The sequence below is a fragment of the Desulfobulbaceae bacterium genome (assembly GCA_013792005.1).
Taxonomy (GTDB): Bacteria; Desulfobacterota; Desulfobulbia; order Desulfobulbales; family VMSU01; genus VMSU01.
Genome location: VMSU01000180.1, coordinates 1 through 19,138 on the forward strand (window position 1 = coordinate 1; position 19,138 = coordinate 19,138).

The 19,138-nt window shown below is 49.9% G+C and carries 17 protein-coding genes; 8 read left to right on the plus strand and 9 right to left on the minus strand.

All coding sequences use genetic code 11. The annotated features are described in order from the left end of the window. Positions 1-30 precede the first annotated feature (30 nt). The gene (locus tag FP815_11560; GenBank protein MBA3015569.1) at positions 31-933 is read right to left on the minus strand and encodes an AEC family transporter; all 903 of its coding nucleotides are present in this window, start codon (positions 931-933) and stop codon (positions 31-33) included. A gap of 311 nt (positions 934-1,244) precedes the next feature. Between FP815_11560 and FP815_11565 the strand changes: the two genes are divergently transcribed. Further along, the gene (locus FP815_11565; protein ID MBA3015570.1) at positions 1,245-1,886 is read left to right on the plus strand and encodes a hypothetical protein; all 642 of its coding nucleotides are present in this window, start codon (positions 1,245-1,247) and stop codon (positions 1,884-1,886) included. On the opposite strand, the gene FP815_11570 is transcribed toward FP815_11565, so the two are convergent. The 4 genes from FP815_11570 to FP815_11585 form a co-directional block, all read right to left on the minus strand. Further along, complete coding sequence (locus FP815_11570; GenBank protein ID MBA3015571.1) at positions 1,878-2,867, minus strand: NAD-dependent epimerase/dehydratase family protein; 990 nt, start codon at positions 2,865-2,867, stop codon at positions 1,878-1,880. The two genes, FP815_11565 and FP815_11570, sit on opposite strands and share 9 nt — an antisense overlap. Before the next feature lie 91 nt (positions 2,868-2,958). After that, entirely contained in the window at positions 2,959-3,594 is a 636-nt protein-coding gene (locus FP815_11575; GenBank protein MBA3015572.1) for a cytochrome B, read from the minus strand. Positions 3,595-3,740: 146 nt separating this feature from the next. Then, on the minus strand, positions 3,741-4,859 hold the full coding sequence (locus tag FP815_11580; GenBank protein ID MBA3015573.1) for a hypothetical protein: 1,119 nt from the start codon (positions 4,857-4,859) through the stop codon (positions 3,741-3,743). Positions 4,860-4,964: 105 nt separating this feature from the next. Beyond that, on the minus strand, positions 4,965-5,438 hold the full coding sequence (locus tag FP815_11585; protein MBA3015574.1) for a hypothetical protein: 474 nt from the start codon (positions 5,436-5,438) through the stop codon (positions 4,965-4,967). Between the two features lie 241 nt (positions 5,439-5,679). On the opposite strand from FP815_11585, the gene FP815_11590 reads away from it, so the two are divergent. From FP815_11590 to FP815_11605, 4 genes are all read left to right on the plus strand, one after another. Continuing rightward, positions 5,680-7,044, plus strand: a complete 1,365-nt coding sequence (locus tag FP815_11590; GenBank protein ID MBA3015575.1) for a PAS domain-containing protein — start codon at positions 5,680-5,682, stop codon at positions 7,042-7,044. A gap of 302 nt (positions 7,045-7,346) precedes the next feature. Continuing rightward, the gene (locus tag FP815_11595) at positions 7,347-7,706 is read left to right on the plus strand and encodes a hypothetical protein (protein ID MBA3015576.1); all 360 of its coding nucleotides are present in this window, start codon (positions 7,347-7,349) and stop codon (positions 7,704-7,706) included. Positions 7,707-7,833: 127 nt separating this feature from the next. Further along, the gene (locus FP815_11600; protein ID MBA3015577.1) at positions 7,834-8,415 is read left to right on the plus strand and encodes a formylmethanofuran dehydrogenase; all 582 of its coding nucleotides are present in this window, start codon (positions 7,834-7,836) and stop codon (positions 8,413-8,415) included. Beyond that, positions 8,412-9,440 carry a molybdopterin-binding protein gene (locus FP815_11605; protein MBA3015578.1) on the plus strand — a complete coding sequence of 343 codons (1,029 nt, stop codon included), beginning with the start codon at positions 8,412-8,414 and terminating at the stop codon, positions 9,438-9,440. The genes FP815_11600 and FP815_11605 overlap by 4 nt, the downstream gene beginning before the upstream one ends. Before the next feature lie 75 nt (positions 9,441-9,515). On the opposite strand, the gene FP815_11610 is transcribed toward FP815_11605, so the two are convergent. Continuing rightward, positions 9,516-10,886, minus strand: a complete 1,371-nt coding sequence (locus FP815_11610; GenBank protein MBA3015579.1) for a DEAD/DEAH box helicase — start codon at positions 10,884-10,886, stop codon at positions 9,516-9,518. Between the two features lie 582 nt (positions 10,887-11,468). Between FP815_11610 and FP815_11615 the strand changes: the two genes are divergently transcribed. After that, on the plus strand, positions 11,469-12,074 hold the full coding sequence (locus FP815_11615) for a hypothetical protein (GenBank protein ID MBA3015580.1): 606 nt from the start codon (positions 11,469-11,471) through the stop codon (positions 12,072-12,074). 87 nt (positions 12,075-12,161) lie between these two features. Here FP815_11615 and FP815_11620 read toward each other — a convergent pair whose 3' ends face one another. Beyond that, a complete protein-coding gene (locus tag FP815_11620; GenBank protein ID MBA3015581.1) occupies positions 12,162-13,286 on the minus strand; it encodes a branched-chain amino acid ABC transporter substrate-binding protein in 1,125 nt (374 codons plus the stop codon). 324 nt (positions 13,287-13,610) lie between these two features. Here FP815_11620 and FP815_11625 point away from each other — a divergent pair, with 324 nt between their 5' ends. Further along, the gene (locus FP815_11625) at positions 13,611-14,309 is read left to right on the plus strand and encodes an amidotransferase (GenBank protein ID MBA3015582.1); all 699 of its coding nucleotides are present in this window, start codon (positions 13,611-13,613) and stop codon (positions 14,307-14,309) included. Between the two features lie 258 nt (positions 14,310-14,567). Continuing rightward, entirely contained in the window at positions 14,568-15,761 is a 1,194-nt protein-coding gene (locus FP815_11630) for an MFS transporter (protein ID MBA3015583.1), read from the plus strand. A 17-nt stretch (positions 15,762-15,778) separates the two neighbouring features. On the opposite strand, the gene FP815_11635 is transcribed toward FP815_11630, so the two are convergent. Together FP815_11635 and FP815_11640 are read right to left on the minus strand one after the other, a co-directional pair. Then, positions 15,779-17,272, minus strand: a complete 1,494-nt coding sequence (locus FP815_11635; protein ID MBA3015584.1) for a hypothetical protein — start codon at positions 17,270-17,272, stop codon at positions 15,779-15,781. Between the two features lie 212 nt (positions 17,273-17,484). Continuing rightward, complete coding sequence (locus FP815_11640; GenBank protein ID MBA3015585.1) at positions 17,485-19,137, minus strand: DNA mismatch repair protein MutS; 1,653 nt, start codon at positions 19,135-19,137, stop codon at positions 17,485-17,487. Position 19,138 lies beyond the last annotated feature (1 nt).

Below are 19,138 nucleotides of genomic sequence, written 5' to 3' on the forward strand. Positions count from 1 at the left end.
ACACGTTATCCGGTTATCATGTTATGCCCGCTATGACAACAAGGCATGCAGTATCGGCAAAGTTATGAAACTTGCAACAATACCGATTCCAACAAGAGCCGCCGTAAGGACTGGCGACAGATTCGCCATAATGGCCAAGGCCCCGGCAGAGACCATCGGCGGCATACCGGCCTCAAAAACTGCCACCTGCACTGCTTCACCTTTAAGTCCTACCGCTGTGCAGAGCAGAAAAGCAACAAGGGGGGCAACGATCAATTTCAGCGTCAAACCGATGCTCAGTTGAGAGATCATCGCCCGATTCAAGCGGAGGGTAAGCTGAAAGCCAACTGCCACCATCACCACCGGAACCAAGGTGGCAGCCATAGCCGACAACACAGCGCTCACCATCGCTGGGTAAGCAACAGACCTCAACAGCAAGGCCAAAGTCAAGGCCAGAAACGGCGGAAAGGACAAAATCCTCTTCACCACTCCACCCCAGGTCGGTCGGCAACGTTCGCTGCCAAACAGGGCCAAGACCACCGAGCCATAGGTAGCCAGGGCCAGGAAGGAACCCAATTGATCATAAAGCACCGCATAGGGGATCGCCTGCTCTCCCCAGAATGCCTTAACCATCGGGATACCAAGAAATGAGGTGTTGCCAAGCGGAACCATGAGGAGCAGACACCCGGTTGTCGGTCGCTCCCATGTAAGCACCCGGGCCAATACCAGAATGAACGAAACCGAACAGATCAACATCACCCACGGCATCACAGCAGGCACCATCACATTCTGCGAGAAATCCAGATCGGGTATCTTTAACAATACCAACGCGGGTAACGACACATAAATAACGAACGAATTCAAGACTTTCCCTGTCTCTGCCGGAAAATCCGGCAGATGCCTAAAAACCATCCCAATCAACAGGTAGGTAATGATGGCGACAAAATTTTCCATACGTGAAACCCAAATCCTCTTTGCGTTAACATTGGATAAACACACCCTCCGATTCTATCTTTCAACACACTACCATCGCAAGGATACCGTTATCGCCCACCTGAGTTACTCCTCCTGGACAAAAATAAGTCCGTATTTTTACTCATTTTCATTCTAACCGCAATCACTGATCCTTCTTGGCCATTTTCCAGGTCAATCATCAAGAAAAATGATCCCCCTGTTAACTCCACGCTCGAGAACAGACTTGGCATGAAATGGAAATATGCTATATCTGACCAGAACACAATCACTTCCTGCAACGAGGATTACCGATGAACAATACCCGACCGACCCGCATCGTAATTTTTGAGTACCGAGGCTCCGGAAAAAAGAAGATCGAAGGTATCCTACGGTACGGCCACGACATCGAGATCACAGCCACCTTTAACATCACCGAGCCACTGTCCGGCTTTATTGATGACCCGGAACGATACATCAGCAGCGACTTCGACGCAGACCTCGTCCTCTGCTTCATCAAGCACCCCGATCTAGACCACTATCTGGCAGATGTGTGCCAAGCTAAAGGTATTGCCATGATCGCTTCGGGATGCAAATTAGACAACGCCATCACCCCTTTCACCTGCTGCGGACTAGGCAAAACCGACAAACTAGGGGCTTATGGGGAACAATTCGGGGTACCGGAATTTGAAATAACCATGAGAGAAGACGGCCGAATTGCAGGCCTTACAGTGAAAAGGGGAGCTTCCTGCGGCGCCACCTGGGAAGTAACAGACAAGGTCATCGGCATGCCCCCGGAAGAGGCGTTGCCCACCTTAGCGAGAGAAGTACAATATCTTTGTATCGCAGACCCCAGCGCCTTTGATCCAATCTCAGGGCACAGTGCCCTGCACTACGCCGGCGAGGTCCACATCGCAGCCCTTAAAAAAGCCCTGGCAGCAGCACAATCACTCTGAAAGCGAAGCAACCAGTCGTTTCATCCCCTCTGGAGTAGACACTCTGGCCTCATACCCCAGATCACGACGGGCGGCGGCAGTAGAAAACCAATGGGACTTAGCAAGTTGCAGTGCCAGGAAACGGGTCATCAATGGCTCGCCGGGCAAACGCAGGAGTCGATAGGCTGCCTCCATCACTACTCCGGCGGCATAGGCCTTGGCAAAGGAGACCTGCCTGGTTACTGGTGGAATACCCAGTTCGGCAAACAGGCCGTTAATCCACCCCCAGAGATAAACCGGACCACCCTGAGAGATAAAGTAGGCCTTACCCGCTGCTGTAGCACTGTCAACGAGGTTGGCCGCAGCCAGCAGATGGGCGTCGACCACATTGTCAATATAGGCGATATCAACCAGGTTCTTGCCGTCGCCAACCTGCTTTAGCAAACCGCGTCGACCCCGATCAACCAGGCGAGGAATGAGATTGGTGTCACCCGGCCCCCATACCAGATGGGGGCGCAAGGCCACCGTCCTCAAAGACGAGCCATTGGCCTTCAATACCAAGTCCTCGGCCAGGGCCTTACTATGTGCGTAATGGCATAGAAAATTCCTGGCGTAAGGAACTGACTCATCAACCCCAGCCAAATCATGGCGAGCAAAAACCACACTGGGTGTGCTGGTGTAAACCAACATACCGATATCATTGCTCAGACAAGCACGAATTACCTGTTGAGTGCCTGTAAGGTTGATCGAGAAATATTCCTGCCGCGAGCCCCATATCCCGGCCTTGGCCGCTACATGGAAGACAGCATCACATCCCCGTGCCGCAAGATCGACAAACTGTCCATCACGGATATCCCCCCTCCGACACTCTACCCCGAGACGTTCGACCTCGGGGTAGCGCTGCCTGCCGACCACAATCACTTGAACCTGTTCAGATAAAAGGCGCTTGACAATAGCAAGTCCGACAAATCCGCCACCACCGGTGACTAAAGCCTTTTTCATGAGGAACCACAAGACAAACTCTGTGCCACAACATAATCCATAACTTCCAGATCAAACGACGTCTTCCTGTCCGCCGGCCAAAACCATCCAATCATTCTTCCTCGTATCCAGTAAACATCGCTTTTATATGAGCAAGCGGGGTATGCCCCAGCGTTGCCAAATAGATGTGCCCCACAATAAATGCAGCAAAGAAAAAGAACAGCACAACATGGACTAGATTAATTATCCTAATCCCACCCATGAACTCGATATAATTTTCAAACCGCTTGATCTCCCACAAAAAAAGCCCTGTTACAATTTGAAGTGGCAGCAGAACAAACATGATTATGGCATATGTCTTCTGTTGCATCAAATTAAACTTGTTTTCCGGTGTAATCTTGTGGGGATTATGATCGCCCCGGAATATGCCGTAGGAATAATAAACGATCTGCTCTTTAATTTTCCCCACCATACCTTTAGGGCTAGGGATATACAACCGGATTTGCCCAGACCCGAGGCAGTAAAAAAGCCACAGAAAATAATTTGAAATAACCATGAAACCAACATAGTTATGAAGGTGAACAGCCTCCTCCAGAGAAAACCAATCAATTTGGGCCGCAAAACGAATCTGTACGCCGGTTATCAGCAAAAAGATAAAGGCTGCGGCATTCACCCAATGCCAGACCCTAATTGGCGCATGATGCACATACATCATTTTGGTAGGTTCCTCCTCAACTTTCCTTCTCATCTTACGCTCGGGGTTTACCACCTCAGAATCCTTATAGCTGTCAATCGTTGTTTGATATTCCATACTCGCCTCTTTTCATTGATTATGGCAACTGCCCACTTGGGAACAGAACCTCTTTTGGATAAAAAAGTTGACCTTCTCTTCTTTTAGTGGCGCTCTCCAGATTCGTGAGCCCGTCTCCTCCGCATAGGGGCGGTTACAACCCTACCCAAAAGATGGAGCATAATCCCACATCCCGCGCCAAGGATGGCGAGAAGTCCGATTTTATCAAGCGTCCTCACTCTTGATCCACCCGGCATATAGAAATTATTGAGATTATACGATTCAAGCACCTTACGGTCGACTTTTTCCTTATGAGTGGAACCATCCTTGCCAACGAACACCAGGGCTACAGAATCAAAAAATTTAGAATTTGGCGAATGGCACTCCTCACATGTCCGTCTCGCCGAAACCTTTGTCACCTGATGAATAAGCGGCTCACGCTCGGAAAGCAATTCCGCATGGAATGTGGCATGCACGCCTCTCCGATTCAAAGCAAATACCATATTATCAAAGTCCTCAAGACTTAATCCGTCAACAGACCCGCTCTTATTAAACATCGACAAGAATCCCTCTGCATCGGTACCCAGAGCTGAGAACACCCTATCTGACGAAAGAAATTCCTTCTTTGCTAAATCATAAAAACGTAAATGAATCTGATGCGCGGTGTCTGGCGCGTGACACACCGTACACTGAACATAGGTGAAATGTGTCTCCTTCTGCGGCAGCCAATTATGAAACTTGCTGGGTTCATGACACTTCAGGCAGGACTTATTCTCACGTTCGCGAACAGGCTGATTTTCGGTGCTGACCACATCATGATACCCATGACAGGCATAGCACTGAATGGTGACCCCTTTGCTACTGGCCTGATGATGAACTCCCTGTTGATACCCTGCAGTCTCGGCCTCATGACATCCTCCACAATTGACCGGGGCCAGCGTAATACTGTGAGGAAGCTCTTTATCCATATCAAGTGACAAAATATCGGCATGACAATCCACACACTGGATGCCATTGATATTATGCACTGACCGCTGAAACACTTTCAGCTCAACAAACAGGCTATTATTCCCCCCTTGAGAGTCCTTGCGGGTGAGTGACGAATCTCCGTGGCAATCCATACAATCACTATTTTCGATAGCGCTGGCAGCAATCGCTCCCCAGAAGACAAAGACAAAAAACACAATGCCCAAAACTCCCCTTGATATACTATTCTTTATCATCTCGTCTCCTTAAATTAATTAGGGCAGGTGAACATTTTGTCGCCTGCCCTAATATTCAACCTTAGTTTAGTATTAACATTTGATCTCCGTCTCGTACTCTATCTATCAACCCGTAGCTTTCTGCATGGATAAGAGTAAATCGACCTGCTGAGGTGTGAGATAATTTCTCTTGATGGCAATCTGCCCGAATCTGCTACCGCATTCACCGCCCTGGCAGAAAAGAATCTGAGCGATATCCTCGAGAGACAACCATTTCTGTAAACGAGCCAGTTCTCCAATCCTGCTCACTTGACTAGCACTCCCCGGGGTAGACAAATCGAGTTCTTTCTCCAGCATCATCTCAACTGTTTCTTCGGCTGCCGTTGCATCATAGAATTCACGTTTCAAGTTAACAATCCATGCGGGAATGGAAATGGCGAAGAAGATCACCCCGGCGATCAAAGCCTTCTGCCAAACGTACCCTTCCATCGCAACGCCGAACGGATACGCCAGCATAGCAAAATAGAACATGGACATCACGATACACAATGCGGTCTTTTTCTCTGCACTCATTCCTCTTGTTGTCTCTGTCGTGTTCATGGCACACCTCCTTGGTTTGTGTGTTTACTTTCATGTTTACGATCCCTTATCCTCTCTCCCTTTGTCCGCTACACAGAGCAAATATGGTGCCACAAAACTCAGAAAAACCCCAACAACTTACCCAAATAAAACTATCAATCTTTTTCTTTGTGTAATCGCCGACACATGATATAATGAATAGCGCGACAAAAGAATGCCACATCATCTCCCCGCTGGCTAATCAATCGGAGGAACAGATATCATGAGTGCAAAGTATCCTCTCACCACCCTAAGCGACACCATCCTCGACTCAATCGCCGATGGTGTTTTCACAGTAGATCCGGAACTTAATATAACATTCTTCAACAAGTCCGCTGAGAAGATTACCGGTGTCAGCCAGAAAGAGGCCATTGGCCAAAAATGCTTCGATGTCTTCCGCGCCAATATCTGCCAATCAACCTGTGCCATCAAACAATCTATCCAGAGTGGCAAAGAGGTCATTAACCTCAGCATCAATATATTAAACTCGAGAGACTGCAAAATCCCTATCAGTGTCTCTACCTCAGTCCTCAGAGACGAGGCAGGCAACATCATTGGAGGAGTTTCTACCTTCCGGGACATGTCGACCATTGAGAACCTGCGCAAGGAACTGACCCAACAATACATATTTGAAGATATCATCAGCAAAAACCACAAGATACGTCAAATCCTATCCACTCTACCCGACATCGCCACCAGCAACAGTACCGTACTCATCGAAGGCCCAAGCGGTGCAGGAAAAGAGCTTTTCTCCCAAGCTATCCACACGTTAAGCAATCGCAAAGGGAAATTCATCGCCTTAAATTGCGCAGCTCTACCTGACAGTCTTCTGGAATCAGAACTCTTTGGGTACAAAAAAGGAGCATTCACCGAAGCAAAAAAAGACAAGAAGGGCCGTTTTGCCCTGGCAGAAAAAGGAACAATTTTTCTTGATGAAATCGGGGACATATCACCTGCATTACAACTGAGACTGCTCCGAGTGCTCCAGGAAAAAGAGTACGAACCTCTAGGTGGAACCGTTACCGAAAAAGCCGATGTCCGAGTGGTGGCCGCCACCAATAAATGTCTTGCAGACCTTGTTGGATGTGGCCACTTTCGAGACGATCTTTTTTTCAGGCTGAACGTAATTAAGATAGTTATTCCACCACTTCACGAGCGTAAAGAAGACATCCCCCTTCTTGTCGAACACTTCCTCTCGAAGTTTAATGCTATTAAGGAACGGGAAATAGAATCGGTGAACCAGGAAGTAATGTCCATGCTCATGAAGTATGATTATCCAGGCAATATCAGAGAGTTAGAAAATATCATAGAATACTGTTTCGTGCTCTGTCATGATCGTGTAATCAGCAAAAAACACCTCCCTGCTGAATTCGCCGAATGTATGACCGAGATCTCCTGCGAGCCCAAAAAGCGCTCCCACGCACCACTTCCAGAGGCCGAAGCCGCAGTAATCCTGGATGCCTTGCAAAAATTCAACGGTTGCCGAATGGTGACAGCAGAATATCTCGGTATCGAAAAAACAACCCTCTGGCGAAAAATGAAACGTTACGGAATCGATTTTGCCCCGGAAAAAATAAAAAGCCACTGACCGCCATTGCAATCATGCAACACTGGGGATTGCACGATTGCATTTTTGCAATCCTCTTAAAAAATCTTCCCTCTCCCATTTTTCTGTTCGTCCCTAACTATGCACCCCTTCTTTAATGTCAGAATTTCACGGACCCTCGGAGGTAACAACCTGAGTTTAAAATAACCCGGCAAAATAAAACTCATGATTGCCACCGTATCCAACAATTATCTGCATCTCAAAGGAGGCTCTCGACCCACCATAAAGACCAGCACCGGCATCATTTTTGCAGAAAAAAATAGCGCTAAAGCTATAGACATCAAATGAAAAAAAATGCGCCCTACCGATCACCCCCCACGGGAGGCAAAACGATGACCACCACAGCTATTGCTCTTTTCGGCACACGAGTTTCACCTCGATTCGACTGCGCCCAGGATTTCATGGTAATCACCACAGCCGATAATGCTGTAACCGAGCAGCATACCGAAACCATCCGAGAACCAATGCCGGTCTTAAAAGTACGCAGATTGGCCGCCCTAAAAGTCAACACCCTGATCTGCGGAGGAATAGACGAATCGTCACGTGAGTATCTTCGCTCACATGGAATCACCGTCATTGCCAACAAGAAAGGACAGGCAACCGATGCCGTGACTTCTTACCTTTCCAGCCCTGCCCCCGCCTGACAGCTGCCCACCAACGATAGCTGCAATTAGCCATTGCCAAAGAGATACGCCATGGAGTATCCTTTGGCTTCGAGGGATAACAATACGACGTCAGCCACCTCCCCTTCAAACCATCAAGCCACCCACCATGGAATCTTTTGAAACTTTACTTGACAAAGCAACCGCCATCCACGGACATCTCTGCGCAGGCCAGGTCATTGGCGTTCGCATGGCCATGCTCGGCCTACAACACATCGGGATTAACGACCCCAAAGGCGTTGACAGAAAAAAACTCTATGTCCTGGTTGAAATTGACCGCTGCGCCACCGACGCCATCCAAACCGTCACCGGCTGCTCACTCGGCAAACGATCCTTAAAATGGGTCGACAACGGCATCATGGCCGCCACTTTTGTCAACCTGGAATCAGGGCAGGCAGTGCGGATACTGGCGCGAGAGGAGTCAAGGGAGGCCGCCAAAAAATACCGTCCCGATGTCACAGACAAGTATGCCCAACAACTTGAGGCCTACCGGGTGATGGAGGAGGATGAGCTGTTTCAAGTCCAAAAGGTTGTGGTGACCATTCCCACAAGGGACATGCCAGGACGACCGCAGAGAAGAGTGCAATGTGAAAACTGCAAGGAATGGGTCCAAGACGGACGCGACATCAATCAGACAGAAAAAACCCTCTGCCGCAACTGCGCACAAGGTGCTTACTTCACACTACGATGAGACAGAAAACTATCCCAGTAAACCAAGCCGTCGGCATGGTCCTCCCCCATGACATCACCGAAATCAGACCAGGCAACTTCAAAGGGAGAGCCTTCAAGAAAGGACACATCATCCGACCAGAGGACATAGCCCATTTACAACGGCTTGGCAAAGACCATATATACGTTCTGAGTCTGGAGGAAAATCAAATTCACGAAAACGAGGCTGCCGAAATTCTTGCGACAGCGATTGCCGGACAAGGGGTTTCAACTGATGGTGAACCAAAAGAAGGAAAAATCAACCTGATTGCTAATCATGATGGCCTTCTCAAGATTCGAACTGCGGCCCTTTTTCAGTTCAACCTCTTGGGAGAAGTGATGTGCGCCACCCTGCATAGCAACACCCAAGTAAAGAAAGGCGAAAAAGTTGCCGCCACCCGGCTAATCCCCCTGATCGGGGAGCGAGAGCTTGTTACAGAAGCCGCTGGCATTGCCGAATCCGTTGAAGGCCTTGTTTCGGTCCTCCCCATCAGACCCGCCAAAGCCGGGCTCGTCATCACCGGCAACGAAGTATTCCATAACCGGATCAAAGACGCCTTTGAGCCGATTCTGCGCAGCAAACTAACCAACCTCGGTTCAGAAGTAATTATGGTATGTTTCGCACCCGATAATGCCGAAATCATCGCCAGGGAAATCCACACCTGCCTTGAAGCCGGGGCCGACCTCATCATCACCTCAGGGGGGATGTCAGTGGACCCCGATGACGTTACCCGTGCCGGAATCGCTTTAGCCGGGGCCAACAATATCGTCTACGGAACTCCGGTCCTCCCTGGCGCCATGTTCCTGTCCGGGACAATCGGCTCCATCCCCATTCTCGGACTCCCCGCTTGTGGTATGTTCGAAAGCATCACCGTCTTCGACCTGATCCTCCCGCGCATCCTAACCGGCGAGTCGATTACCCGCAAAACTATCGCGGCAATGGGACACGGCGGGCTCTGTCGACGCTGCACCCCCTGCAATTTTCCTGAGTGCGGGTTCGGCAGATAGCAAAAGAGGGGCTCAACAAAAAAGTTAAGCCCCTCTAATTAACCACCCATCTCAATTACAATAAACTACCTTAATCTACGCCCTGCCACGTCGAACACTACCGGCGCGTTTCGGCTGAATATTCGCCCCCCCAGGCGAATGGCCATGCCCCTGTCCAGAAGGCCTAGGGCCGCGACTCGGTCGAGCATCGCCCGTCTTTGGCTGCGATGGGCTTCCTAATCTATCACTACGCGAGGCAGCACTCTTTCCTGGTGTGGCGGGTTTACGTCTGGGCTGAGCCTGCCTCGGTGGCCGAACAAACTCCTGATTAATTTTCGGCATCGGCGCGTCATAATCAAACCCTTCGACAACACAACTTTTAATGCGGGCTCCAAGAACCCGTTCAATAGCACGGATCATATCGACATCTTCATCACTCACCAAAGTAAAGGCATCTCCACTCCGTGCTGCACGGCCGGTACGGCCGATTCGATGGATATATGCCTCGGGGGTGCTTGGAATATCGTAATTTATGACGTGGGAGACTTGACTGACATCAATTCCCCGGGCAGCAATATCGGTCGCGACCAAAATCTGAAAAGTCCCGTCCCGAAAACCGTTCAAGGCCTCCTGGCGTCGATTCTGTGACAGATTCCCTTGGATTGAAGCAGCCGAGAACCCCTTCTTCTCCAACTGCTCACCTATTCTTTTGGCACGATGCTTGGTCCGAGTAAAGACCAATACAGAATCAGTACTGGTATGGCGCAACAACTCAACAAGCAGAGCTGTCTTCAAGTGCGGCTTAACCGGGTAAAGGGCGTGACTGACAGTAACCGCTGGAGCGGTGCTCCCAACCTGAACGGTGATCGGCTTATTCAGCACGTCAAGGGCCATACGACGGATCTCATCAGGCATTGTGGCGGAAAACATCAACGTTTGACGCTGACGAGGCAGATGCTGCATGATCCGCCTAATGTCCGGAAAAAACCCCATGTCAAACATATGGTCTGCTTCATCAAGAACCAAGACTTCAAGACGGGAAAGAGAGATCGTCTTCTGAGTAAGGTGGTCGAGAAGCCGACCGGGACAAGCCACAACAATCTCAGCCCCCCTCTTGATCTTTGCTATCTGTGGCCCAATTGTCACCCCACCATAGACCGTAACGCTCCGCAAGCCGGTCTCCGCTCCTAAAACAGTGAAAGCCTCATGGATCTGTTCCGCCAATTCGCGGGTAGGAGCAATGACCAAAGCACGGACAACCCCGCGCTCACCCTCCACCAGACGATGCAAAATCGGCAAAGCAAATGCTGCCGTCTTACCGGTGCCAGTTTGGGCCAGACCCATAACATCCTTACCCTCAATCACCGCAGGGATCGCCTGGATCTGAATAGGGGTAGGAATTTGATAACCAGCTGCTTGAATGCCTTTCATGACGTGGGGGTGAAACGTAAATTCGTTAAAATTCATACTATCCTTTTGTTAAATTATTACTGTGACTTAAAATCAGCAGCACATGTGTATGTCCTGCTGATCTTAAGAAAAATCAATGAGGATTTAAACTGGAATCGTACAGGTGGGTTAATCGCGATTTTTTCTTGATCACAAATTTGATAAAGATGCGCAAGGAAGGATCAGTTGTCTCAATCCCTAAACCAAGGCCATAAAAAGAGACAGAGAAGGACCAAAAGAAGCGTTGCCGAGGACAATCAAACCGAAAACACGTACGAAGATCGTGCGCAAATCCGCAAGCGCACCAATCCTGTAAACGCATAATACCAAACTATTGCAGCCAAGTCTTTACAAATCTTGCAACTGCAGTTTCAAGACGTTATGACTTGGGCAGACAAGGACAAATCACCTCCCCACCAAATTGCGCTGCACCCACGCCAAACCACTCAAGACGATTCCCCGCCAATCATCCCTTGACATTCCTCCTCAATAAAGCTTTGGTCCATAGACTCAAGTAAATAATAACGGCAATCTCACCACATCCACAACCAGCAGCCATCCAAGCGCCACCTTTCAACTCACCCAAGGCAAACTCATTTCATGGACGAATATCTAGAGAAGTTACTCAACAAAATAAAAGAACTAGAACAAGAGCTTCGACAAGAATTACTGCGCAAGCAAGAGGAGTTCTACTATAGAATTGACCAAGGAAAGGTTCGTTTTGAACACAAGGTCAGACTGAGGCACCAGAAACTATCCAAGAAAATTCACCACTACTTCATCGATGCATCAATTTTGAACATCATGACCATACCGTTGATCTGGGGATGCCTACCTCCAACCCTTCTGCTCGATATGGTCGCCACTCTGTATCAGCACATCTGCTTTCCAGTGTACGGCATCCCCAAGGTCAAACGAAGCCAGCACGTCATCTTTGACCATCATAGCCTGGCCTACCTGAATCTGATAGAAAAGATCAACTGTGCCTACTGCAGTTATTTCAACGGCTTATTAAGCTACCTTCGGGAAATTGGCGCCCGTACCGAGCAATACTGGTGCCCGATCAAACACGCCAAGCGAGGGGGCCACCCCCACAGCCGCTATCACTACTTTTTCGACTTTGGAGATGGTGAGGGATACCAACAAAAACTAGAAGAAGTGCGTCGAGCTTTCAACGACATCGACGACAAAAAACAGGAATCATAACTCCGCAGGAAAAAGAACTGCATAGGCCGAGAACATAAGCCAACACCATCAACACAGAGCGCCGAGCCAATGATATCATCCCCCTCCCTATTGCACTTCCTGATAAACTCCGTCCTTGACCACATACATGGAAAAACCAACTCCAACAGCATCGCCACGCTCATCAAAATGGATCATGCCCAAAGGAGTATCAACCGGCTCACTGCGAAGCGCCTTAACGACCTGTCCGAACTCAGTTGATCCTGCCTTATCAATTGCATGAAGGGCAGCCAAGGTTGCCGCATAGGCATTCAAAAAAAACGCCCCCGGTTCACTGCCAAACTCCTTTTTGTGGGCTTCAACAGCGGCTTGAGTCAATGGATTCTTCGATGTATCCTTCGGCCCAGAAGCGTAAACCCCTTCAGCATATTGACCCGCCACTTTAATAAAGGTGTCGTCCTTAACTCCATCATCGGAGATAAATACTGTTTTCATCCCCTTCTTGCGCATTTGAGCTACGATCTTCGACGCCTCTGGATGGTACCCGCCAAAAACAACCCCATCGGCGCCAGAACGTTTAATCTTTTGAACTACCGCTGAATAATCCACCGCCCCTGGGGTCACCCCCTCGTAAAGAACCAACTCAGCAACTCCCGATTTCTCAACAAAGCCCTTGGCAAACTCAGCCAAGCCCTTGCCATAATCACCTTTGTCATGGATTACCGCAATCTTCTTCAACTTCAGAACCTTTAGAGCAAAATCGACCTCTTGAGTCGCCTGAGCATCATCGGAGGCAATTGTTCTAAAAAAATTCGGATAATTGCCGCTCTGGGTCAACTCAGGGTTAGTGGCCGACGGCGAAATAACGATTGTTCGAGCATCGTTGTATATTCCCACAACTGCCTTGGTTGCCCCGCTACAGATATGACCAATAATAATGTCGGCCTTTTCAGAAATCAACTTGGTCGCAGTATTGGTGGCAATCTCTGGTTTGCAGACATCGTCCTCGGCCAGGATCTCGATCTGCCTCCCCAGCACCCCACCCTTGGCGTTGATATCTTTAACCACCAGACGAGCAGCGTTCAGACTCGGCAAACCATAGGATGCCAGATCCCCGCTATGAGCGCCTGCGACCCCGAGCCGAATAGGTTCAGACGCCCAAGAAGTTCCCAGCCTCCCCATCAATGCCCCAACCAGGACTATGATAGCCAATCCATAGTTATTCCGTTTCATACCACCCCTCATTGAGTAAGTAACTATCCCACCACCAACAGAAGGACCACCGTGCCGCGACGCGCTGTGCCCCTCATAATCTTTGAGTTTTATAATAAGCACGACGTGATCAGTCAAGCCGGTCGAAGTGAAAACACACTCCTGGCCAGCCCCATCAAAGATGTGTAACACGTTTCACCAACCATACACAAGGCGGCAACGAAGCACACCATGAATCCCCTTGAAGTCAGGCCCCCCTCATGTTATTCTCTCAACACTTGCCTAAGAAATCGTACCTGACCCGCCCTGTAACCCTTAACCACCTCCCCAAAGTGTAAAGAACCCATGCGAATTCACGCTCTGCAACACGTAGTCTTTGAAGGTCTGGGCAGCATCGAGACCTGGGCTAAAAATAACAAGGCGCCGATTACGTACAGCCAGATGTATGCCGACGCAAACCTACCCTCTGTTGACGATTTCGATTTCCTGGTGGTCATGGGGGGGCCGATGAATATCTACGAAGAAGAACAATTTCCCTGGCTCTCAGCAGAAAAGTTATTGATCAAGAAAGCCATCGACGATGGAAAGATCGTGCTTGGAGTCTGCCTCGGCGCCCAACTGATCGCCGACACACTTGGAGCCAAAATTACCCGCAATCGATACCGCGAAATTGGATGGTTTCCCTTAACCGAAATCCACTCGTCCATGAAAGACATCATTCCAGACGGAGCACTGGTCATGCACTGGCATGGCGACACCTTTACCCTTCCACCAGGGACCCAACGACTCGCCACGAGCGTGGCCTGCCAGAACCAAGGGTTCATTTACCAGCAACGGGTGATCGGGCTTCAGTTTCATCTGGAAACAACCGCAGAGGGCCTTGCCGCACTGATTGACCACTGCGGGAATGAGCTCACCCCCGACGCCCCCTACGTCCAGACCAGCCAAGAGCTGCTGAAACACCCAGATCGTCTCATCCATACCAACCAGATGATGTCGTCGCTACTCGACAACCTCTGCAGACAAAGATCAGCGCCCAAATAAATATACAGGCAGCAACAAGGTTGATGGCGTCGTAAAAAGCCCGACATACTGCGTTGCAGCGCACTTTTGCTCATTCGGCACACCATATGTGTGGCCTCATTCGCAAAAGCACACTACTCCTTGTATATCGGCCCTTTTACTTAGACATCCCGTGACTTTTTGCGAAACCATCAAGGTTAGTTTCTATCAAGATTGCCACAGCCACCATGAAAATGGTTCGCCAGCTTCCCCCTGTCAGACAAACTTTTCCAGCCCAAGGTGGCAAGCCAAAAAAGTCGTTGCCAAACACACTCCTTCATGAATCGTCAACTCCTTACCATCCTCCTGCTCTCCACCTTCATTGCCCTGCTCGGTATCGGAATAATCGTCCCCATCCTGCCGGTCTTTGCCACAACCCTTGGCGCCAACAGTTTAGCCCTGGGAATGATCATCGCCGCCTTTTCAATCTCCCGGGGATTGCTACAACCCGTAGTCGGAAACCTTTCCGACCGATGGGGACGCAAGGGTTTCCTCGCCTGCGGACTGCTGATTTACTGCCTGGTGGGCATGATCCTTCCCTTAGCACACTCTGTCTCAAACATCCTTGCCATCAGACTCCTCCATGGGGTGGGTTCAGCAATGATCGTTCCTGTTGCCATGGCCTATGTCAGTGACATGGCGCCTATCGGCCAGGAAGGCCGATATATGGGAATGCTGAATATCGCGATTTTTTCAGGAATTGGCGGCGGACCGCTGCTTGGAGGATTTTTTACCGACCACTGGGGGATGGCATCCGCCTTCTACGCCATGTCTGGTTTAAGCATCGTTGCCTTTCTGCTGGTGATCTCTCAACTCCCGACCCAGGATATCACGGAACCGAAAATACCTCGACCGAGTACCATCAGATCCTTAGGAATAATGTTCGCCACCCGGCGCACGAGAGGGATTCTCCTCGCGCGGATGACGACGATGATCGTCATGGTCCCAGCCATGGCCTTTACCCCACTACTCCTGAGCCAATGGTTCAACTCCAGCGGCACCCAAACCGGCATAGTCATCGCGGGCAGAACCTTAGCTAACGCCATCCTGCAGACCCCTTTCGGTCGGATGTCGGAACGACGTGACAAAGTAACCATGCTACAGACTGGCTGCATAATCATCAGCCTGGCTATTTGCCTAGTCCCAATGACCACGAGTTTCTGGCCGATCCTTATCTTATTTATTATCCTGGGAGTGGGTGAAGCCATGATCTGGCCAGTGCTCGGAGCGCTGGCAACAGAAGAAGGTCGGCGTTACGGCCAAGGAACCATGATGGGCGCCTTCAATACGGCCATGAGCGCCGGTATCTTTCTCGGTGCGGTTGGGGCCGGGATCTGCTCTGATCTTATCGGCTTAGGATGGTCTTTTTTTGTGATCGGTGTGACAGTACTGATTTCAAGTCTGCTGGCAACGCGATTAATCCGGGCGGGATGAGTACCCCTTGACAACGACTACACCAGATCGCGGTCCATGACTTCTGCCGCTTTCTTGCCAGCCACCAGACTTACCAAATCGTTAATATGCAGATAGAGACTTCTTGCCTGCTCCTGAACCGACTGGGTGGCCGCAGCCAACTCCTCGGATCCTGCAGCCAAGGCCTGGGTTTCCGACTCCATACTGGTGATGGTGGTATTAATCTGACTGACGCCGATGGTCTGTTGATGTGAAGCCGTACTGATCTCCTCCACCAACATCGCTGTCTTTTTGGTACTCTCGGCAATAACCTTCATCGCCCCATCAACCTTATCGACCGTTCCCAAGCCATCCCTGACATTATTAACAGCCACCTCGATCAACTGATGAATATTCCTGGCGGCATCCGAACTCCGCTGAGCAAGATTCCGAACCTCATCGGCCACCACCGCAAATCCGGCCCCGGCCTCTCCTGCCCTGGCCGCCTCGACAGCCGCATTCAGGGCCAGCAGGTTAGTCTGGAAGGCGATACCCTCTATTTCAGTAATGATCTGGGATATCTTATCACTGTCACTCTTAATCTTACCCATATTCTGCTTCATACCCTCGACATCGCTACCGGCACGGACGATAATCTCCTGATTCTGGCGCATGGCGATATTGGCATTACTGGCATTATCATCATTTTGTCTGACCATGGCAGTAATCTCCTCCAACGAAGAACTGGTCTGTTCCAGGGCCGCCGCCATACTGGAAGAGATATCGGCATTGGCCTGAGACGAATGAGACGTGACTTGAGTCTCACCAATTATCTGCTGGGCATTCAACTCCAGCGAGGCAACAACCCGTTTTACTTCGCTAATAATCGTTTCAACCGCCCGACCAGTGGCTGCCAGAATAATCACCAACACACCTAAGGCGGCTGCAAAAAAGTAAACCGTAAACGTCCTGACTTCTTCCTTTTTCTGCTCCCTCATCATATCGAGATCCTCTCGCATATGAGAGACAACCTCCTTCGAGTTCTCCATCACGCCAAGATAAGCATCATTATATTCTCCCTCAAAAATCTCCTGAGCCTTCTCAGTATCACCATCGACCATGGCAGAGGCAATTGAGCCAGTCGCAAGCTCAACCATGTGCTGCCAATCTGCTCCCAACTCGGCAACATGAGTAGTAAATTCCTCAGCCCCCTTAAGAGAATGACACGAAAGACAATGCTGCCCCTCTCCCTTGCCGGTCACGACGTTCTCAAGTTCAGCAAACAACGATGAGATTCTTTCCACATTACCGGCAATTTCGCTGCTACCTTCCTCCCCCTCTACTATCTGGGTTTTGATCTGGCTGTTCAGCATCACCAGATTGACCCGAGTCCTGGCTACGAGATCAATGGTGTCATATTTCATCTCAATACCATTATAAGCCGCTCCTCCAATCTTAACGCGCGAAACAAGCCACGTAGATGAAGCCACAATGGAAAGAAGTCCACAACTTAAAAAAATCACCAAGAAAATTAATTTTTTCCGCAAGCTCATCAGAAATTCCCTACCGCATCGTTAAAAAATTAGCGCTCACCGGGAGCAAAAAAGTAGCTAAAACCAGCCTCCAACAATCTCTGGTTCTTCACTTGACATTAACACCCAGGACCAATTTGGGCGGGCGTGAACAAAGTATAGCAAGCGGATTCCGACAAAGTAAAGCAAGATTTTTTTTGTGGATAATAATACCGAAAGAATAGGGTGCCATGCTACAGTGTATCACCATCGCCAAGGTAGCCTTTTTGCCGCAGATGGTTCTCAATGTCTCTCGGCGAAAACCCGATCTTTTCGGCAACCCGCAAGGCGTGACTGTCAATTGAGATGCCGGGGATAATCCTGTGAGTAGGCTTTTGGTCTTTGAACTCAACCTGAAGATACTGCCCTTTCCCCCGATCCTGAAAATCACGAACCAGTTCATGGCTGTGGGTGACAAGGAGGGTGTTATTGCCGACAGCAAAAAAGCCGTTCATAATATCGGCGGAAAAGCTCACCTTCTCCTGAGTCGTTGTGCCTTCGGCAATCTCATCGAGAATGGTGAGACTCTGGGGGGTGACGCTGTAAAAGATATCCCGAGTCACCTTAAGCTCGGTGCCAAAACGGCCCTCGTCATCGGACAAGGTGTCAAAGGCCGGGGCCTGGTACGTGATACGGTCAGCCATATTGATCATGGCGCCAGAGGCCACCACGGGCGCACCGATCTGGGCCAGAATCTGATTTTGAACAATGGTTTTGCAGTAAGTCGTCTTACCGCCACTGTTAGGGCCAGTGACAAAGGTCAACCTGGCCCCTGTCAGATTAACATCAGTAGCCACGTACTCCGTATCATCTTTGGCAATAATCGGGTTGCGCAGGTTCTTGGCCACAAAGAAATGGTTAACCTCATTAGTCACTTCCGGCAATACCGTAGGATGGGGCATAGCCTGACTAAAACGGACAAAGCTCAACAGTTCATCAATGGCGGCGACACTTTCTATAGCCGAGGCAAAACGGTTAGAATCAACCAGTCGCTGCCTGATGGGCAGAATGGCGGTGTCATAGTCAAACATCGGCTTCAACACCAAACCATAAATAAAGCCCACCACACTGAACCAGCTCGTACTGAAACACAGGGTCTTGGCAAGGAATGGGTCCATCAACCCAGAGAGCCAGGCAACCCCAAAGAACGCCCCCGGAAAAGCCGGCCACAATGAACCCAAACTGATCCGACTGGGCCGAAAGCGCAGCGACGGAGTAAAGCGGCCTATCTCCTGCCGAGCCTTGACCCCATCGAAGGTCCGATATGCCGCCCCTCCCACGATACTCCTGACCGGCGAACCATTGAAGCTGGAAATGTTTTTAAACAGCGAGTCAAGGTAGCTCGTCTCGGGCTGTGGCAGCCGGGCGGTTGCCGTAAGCATCCGCTCAATAGCCTGGACTGCCTTTTGATAGTCGCCATAGGCGATAAGGGGATGAGTATGAACATTAAGAATTTTAAAGAGATCCGCTTCACTCTTGGCGAATTCGCCAAGGAAATCATGAATCGCCTCCTGTAAACGCGTGTTGTTCTCCAACTCGCAGTAAGAGTCCTGCTTGGCATAAACCAGCTCAATGGATTGGGATGGATTCATCAACGAATGAAAGAGCCGGGCCGACCCCACCATGGTCTCGGTGTGATCAACAGCCTTGAACAAGTCATGAATCTCGACCACCCGGAGGGTCCTTTTATCGGCAATAGTGGCCGGCAATAAGTCGAACATCTTGCGAATATTGAACTCCTGCCCCTGCAGCCGCTCATCCACAATCACGTGCTTGAAGTTCAGCTCTGTGATCAGCTCTTCGCTATCCATCTCAATCATGCATGCGCTTTTGGGCGCCACTTTCATG

Coding starts and splice junctions, on each gene's coding strand:
- FP815_11610 (MBA3015579.1), bottom strand. CDS start 10,886: ATGAATTTTAACGAATTTACGTTTCACCCCCACGTCATGAAAGGCATT.
- FP815_11565 (MBA3015570.1), top strand. CDS start 1,245: ATGAACAATACCCGACCGACCCGCATCGTAATTTTTGAGTACCGAGGC.
- FP815_11635 (MBA3015584.1), bottom strand. CDS start 17,272: ATGAGCTTGCGGAAAAAATTAATTTTCTTGGTGATTTTTTTAAGTTGT.
- FP815_11570 (MBA3015571.1), bottom strand. CDS start 2,867: ATGAAAAAGGCTTTAGTCACCGGTGGTGGCGGATTTGTCGGACTTGCT.
- FP815_11640 (MBA3015585.1), bottom strand. CDS start 19,137: ATGAAAGTGGCGCCCAAAAGCGCATGCATGATTGAGATGGATAGCGAA.
- FP815_11615 (MBA3015580.1), top strand. CDS start 11,469: ATGGACGAATATCTAGAGAAGTTACTCAACAAAATAAAAGAACTAGAA.
- FP815_11600 (MBA3015577.1), top strand. CDS start 7,834: ATGGAATCTTTTGAAACTTTACTTGACAAAGCAACCGCCATCCACGGA.
- FP815_11620 (MBA3015581.1), bottom strand. CDS start 13,286: ATGAAACGGAATAACTATGGATTGGCTATCATAGTCCTGGTTGGGGCA.
- FP815_11580 (MBA3015573.1), bottom strand. CDS start 4,859: ATGATAAAGAATAGTATATCAAGGGGAGTTTTGGGCATTGTGTTTTTT.
- FP815_11560 (MBA3015569.1), bottom strand. CDS start 933: ATGGAAAATTTTGTCGCCATCATTACCTACCTGTTGATTGGGATGGTT.
- FP815_11605 (MBA3015578.1), top strand. CDS start 8,412: ATGAGACAGAAAACTATCCCAGTAAACCAAGCCGTCGGCATGGTCCTC.
- FP815_11590 (MBA3015575.1), top strand. CDS start 5,680: ATGAGTGCAAAGTATCCTCTCACCACCCTAAGCGACACCATCCTCGAC.
- FP815_11575 (MBA3015572.1), bottom strand. CDS start 3,594: ATGAGAAGGAAAGTTGAGGAGGAACCTACCAAAATGATGTATGTGCAT.
- FP815_11625 (MBA3015582.1), top strand. CDS start 13,611: ATGCGAATTCACGCTCTGCAACACGTAGTCTTTGAAGGTCTGGGCAGC.
- FP815_11585 (MBA3015574.1), bottom strand. CDS start 5,438: ATGAACACGACAGAGACAACAAGAGGAATGAGTGCAGAGAAAAAGACC.
- FP815_11595 (MBA3015576.1), top strand. CDS start 7,347: ATGAAAAAAAATGCGCCCTACCGATCACCCCCCACGGGAGGCAAAACG.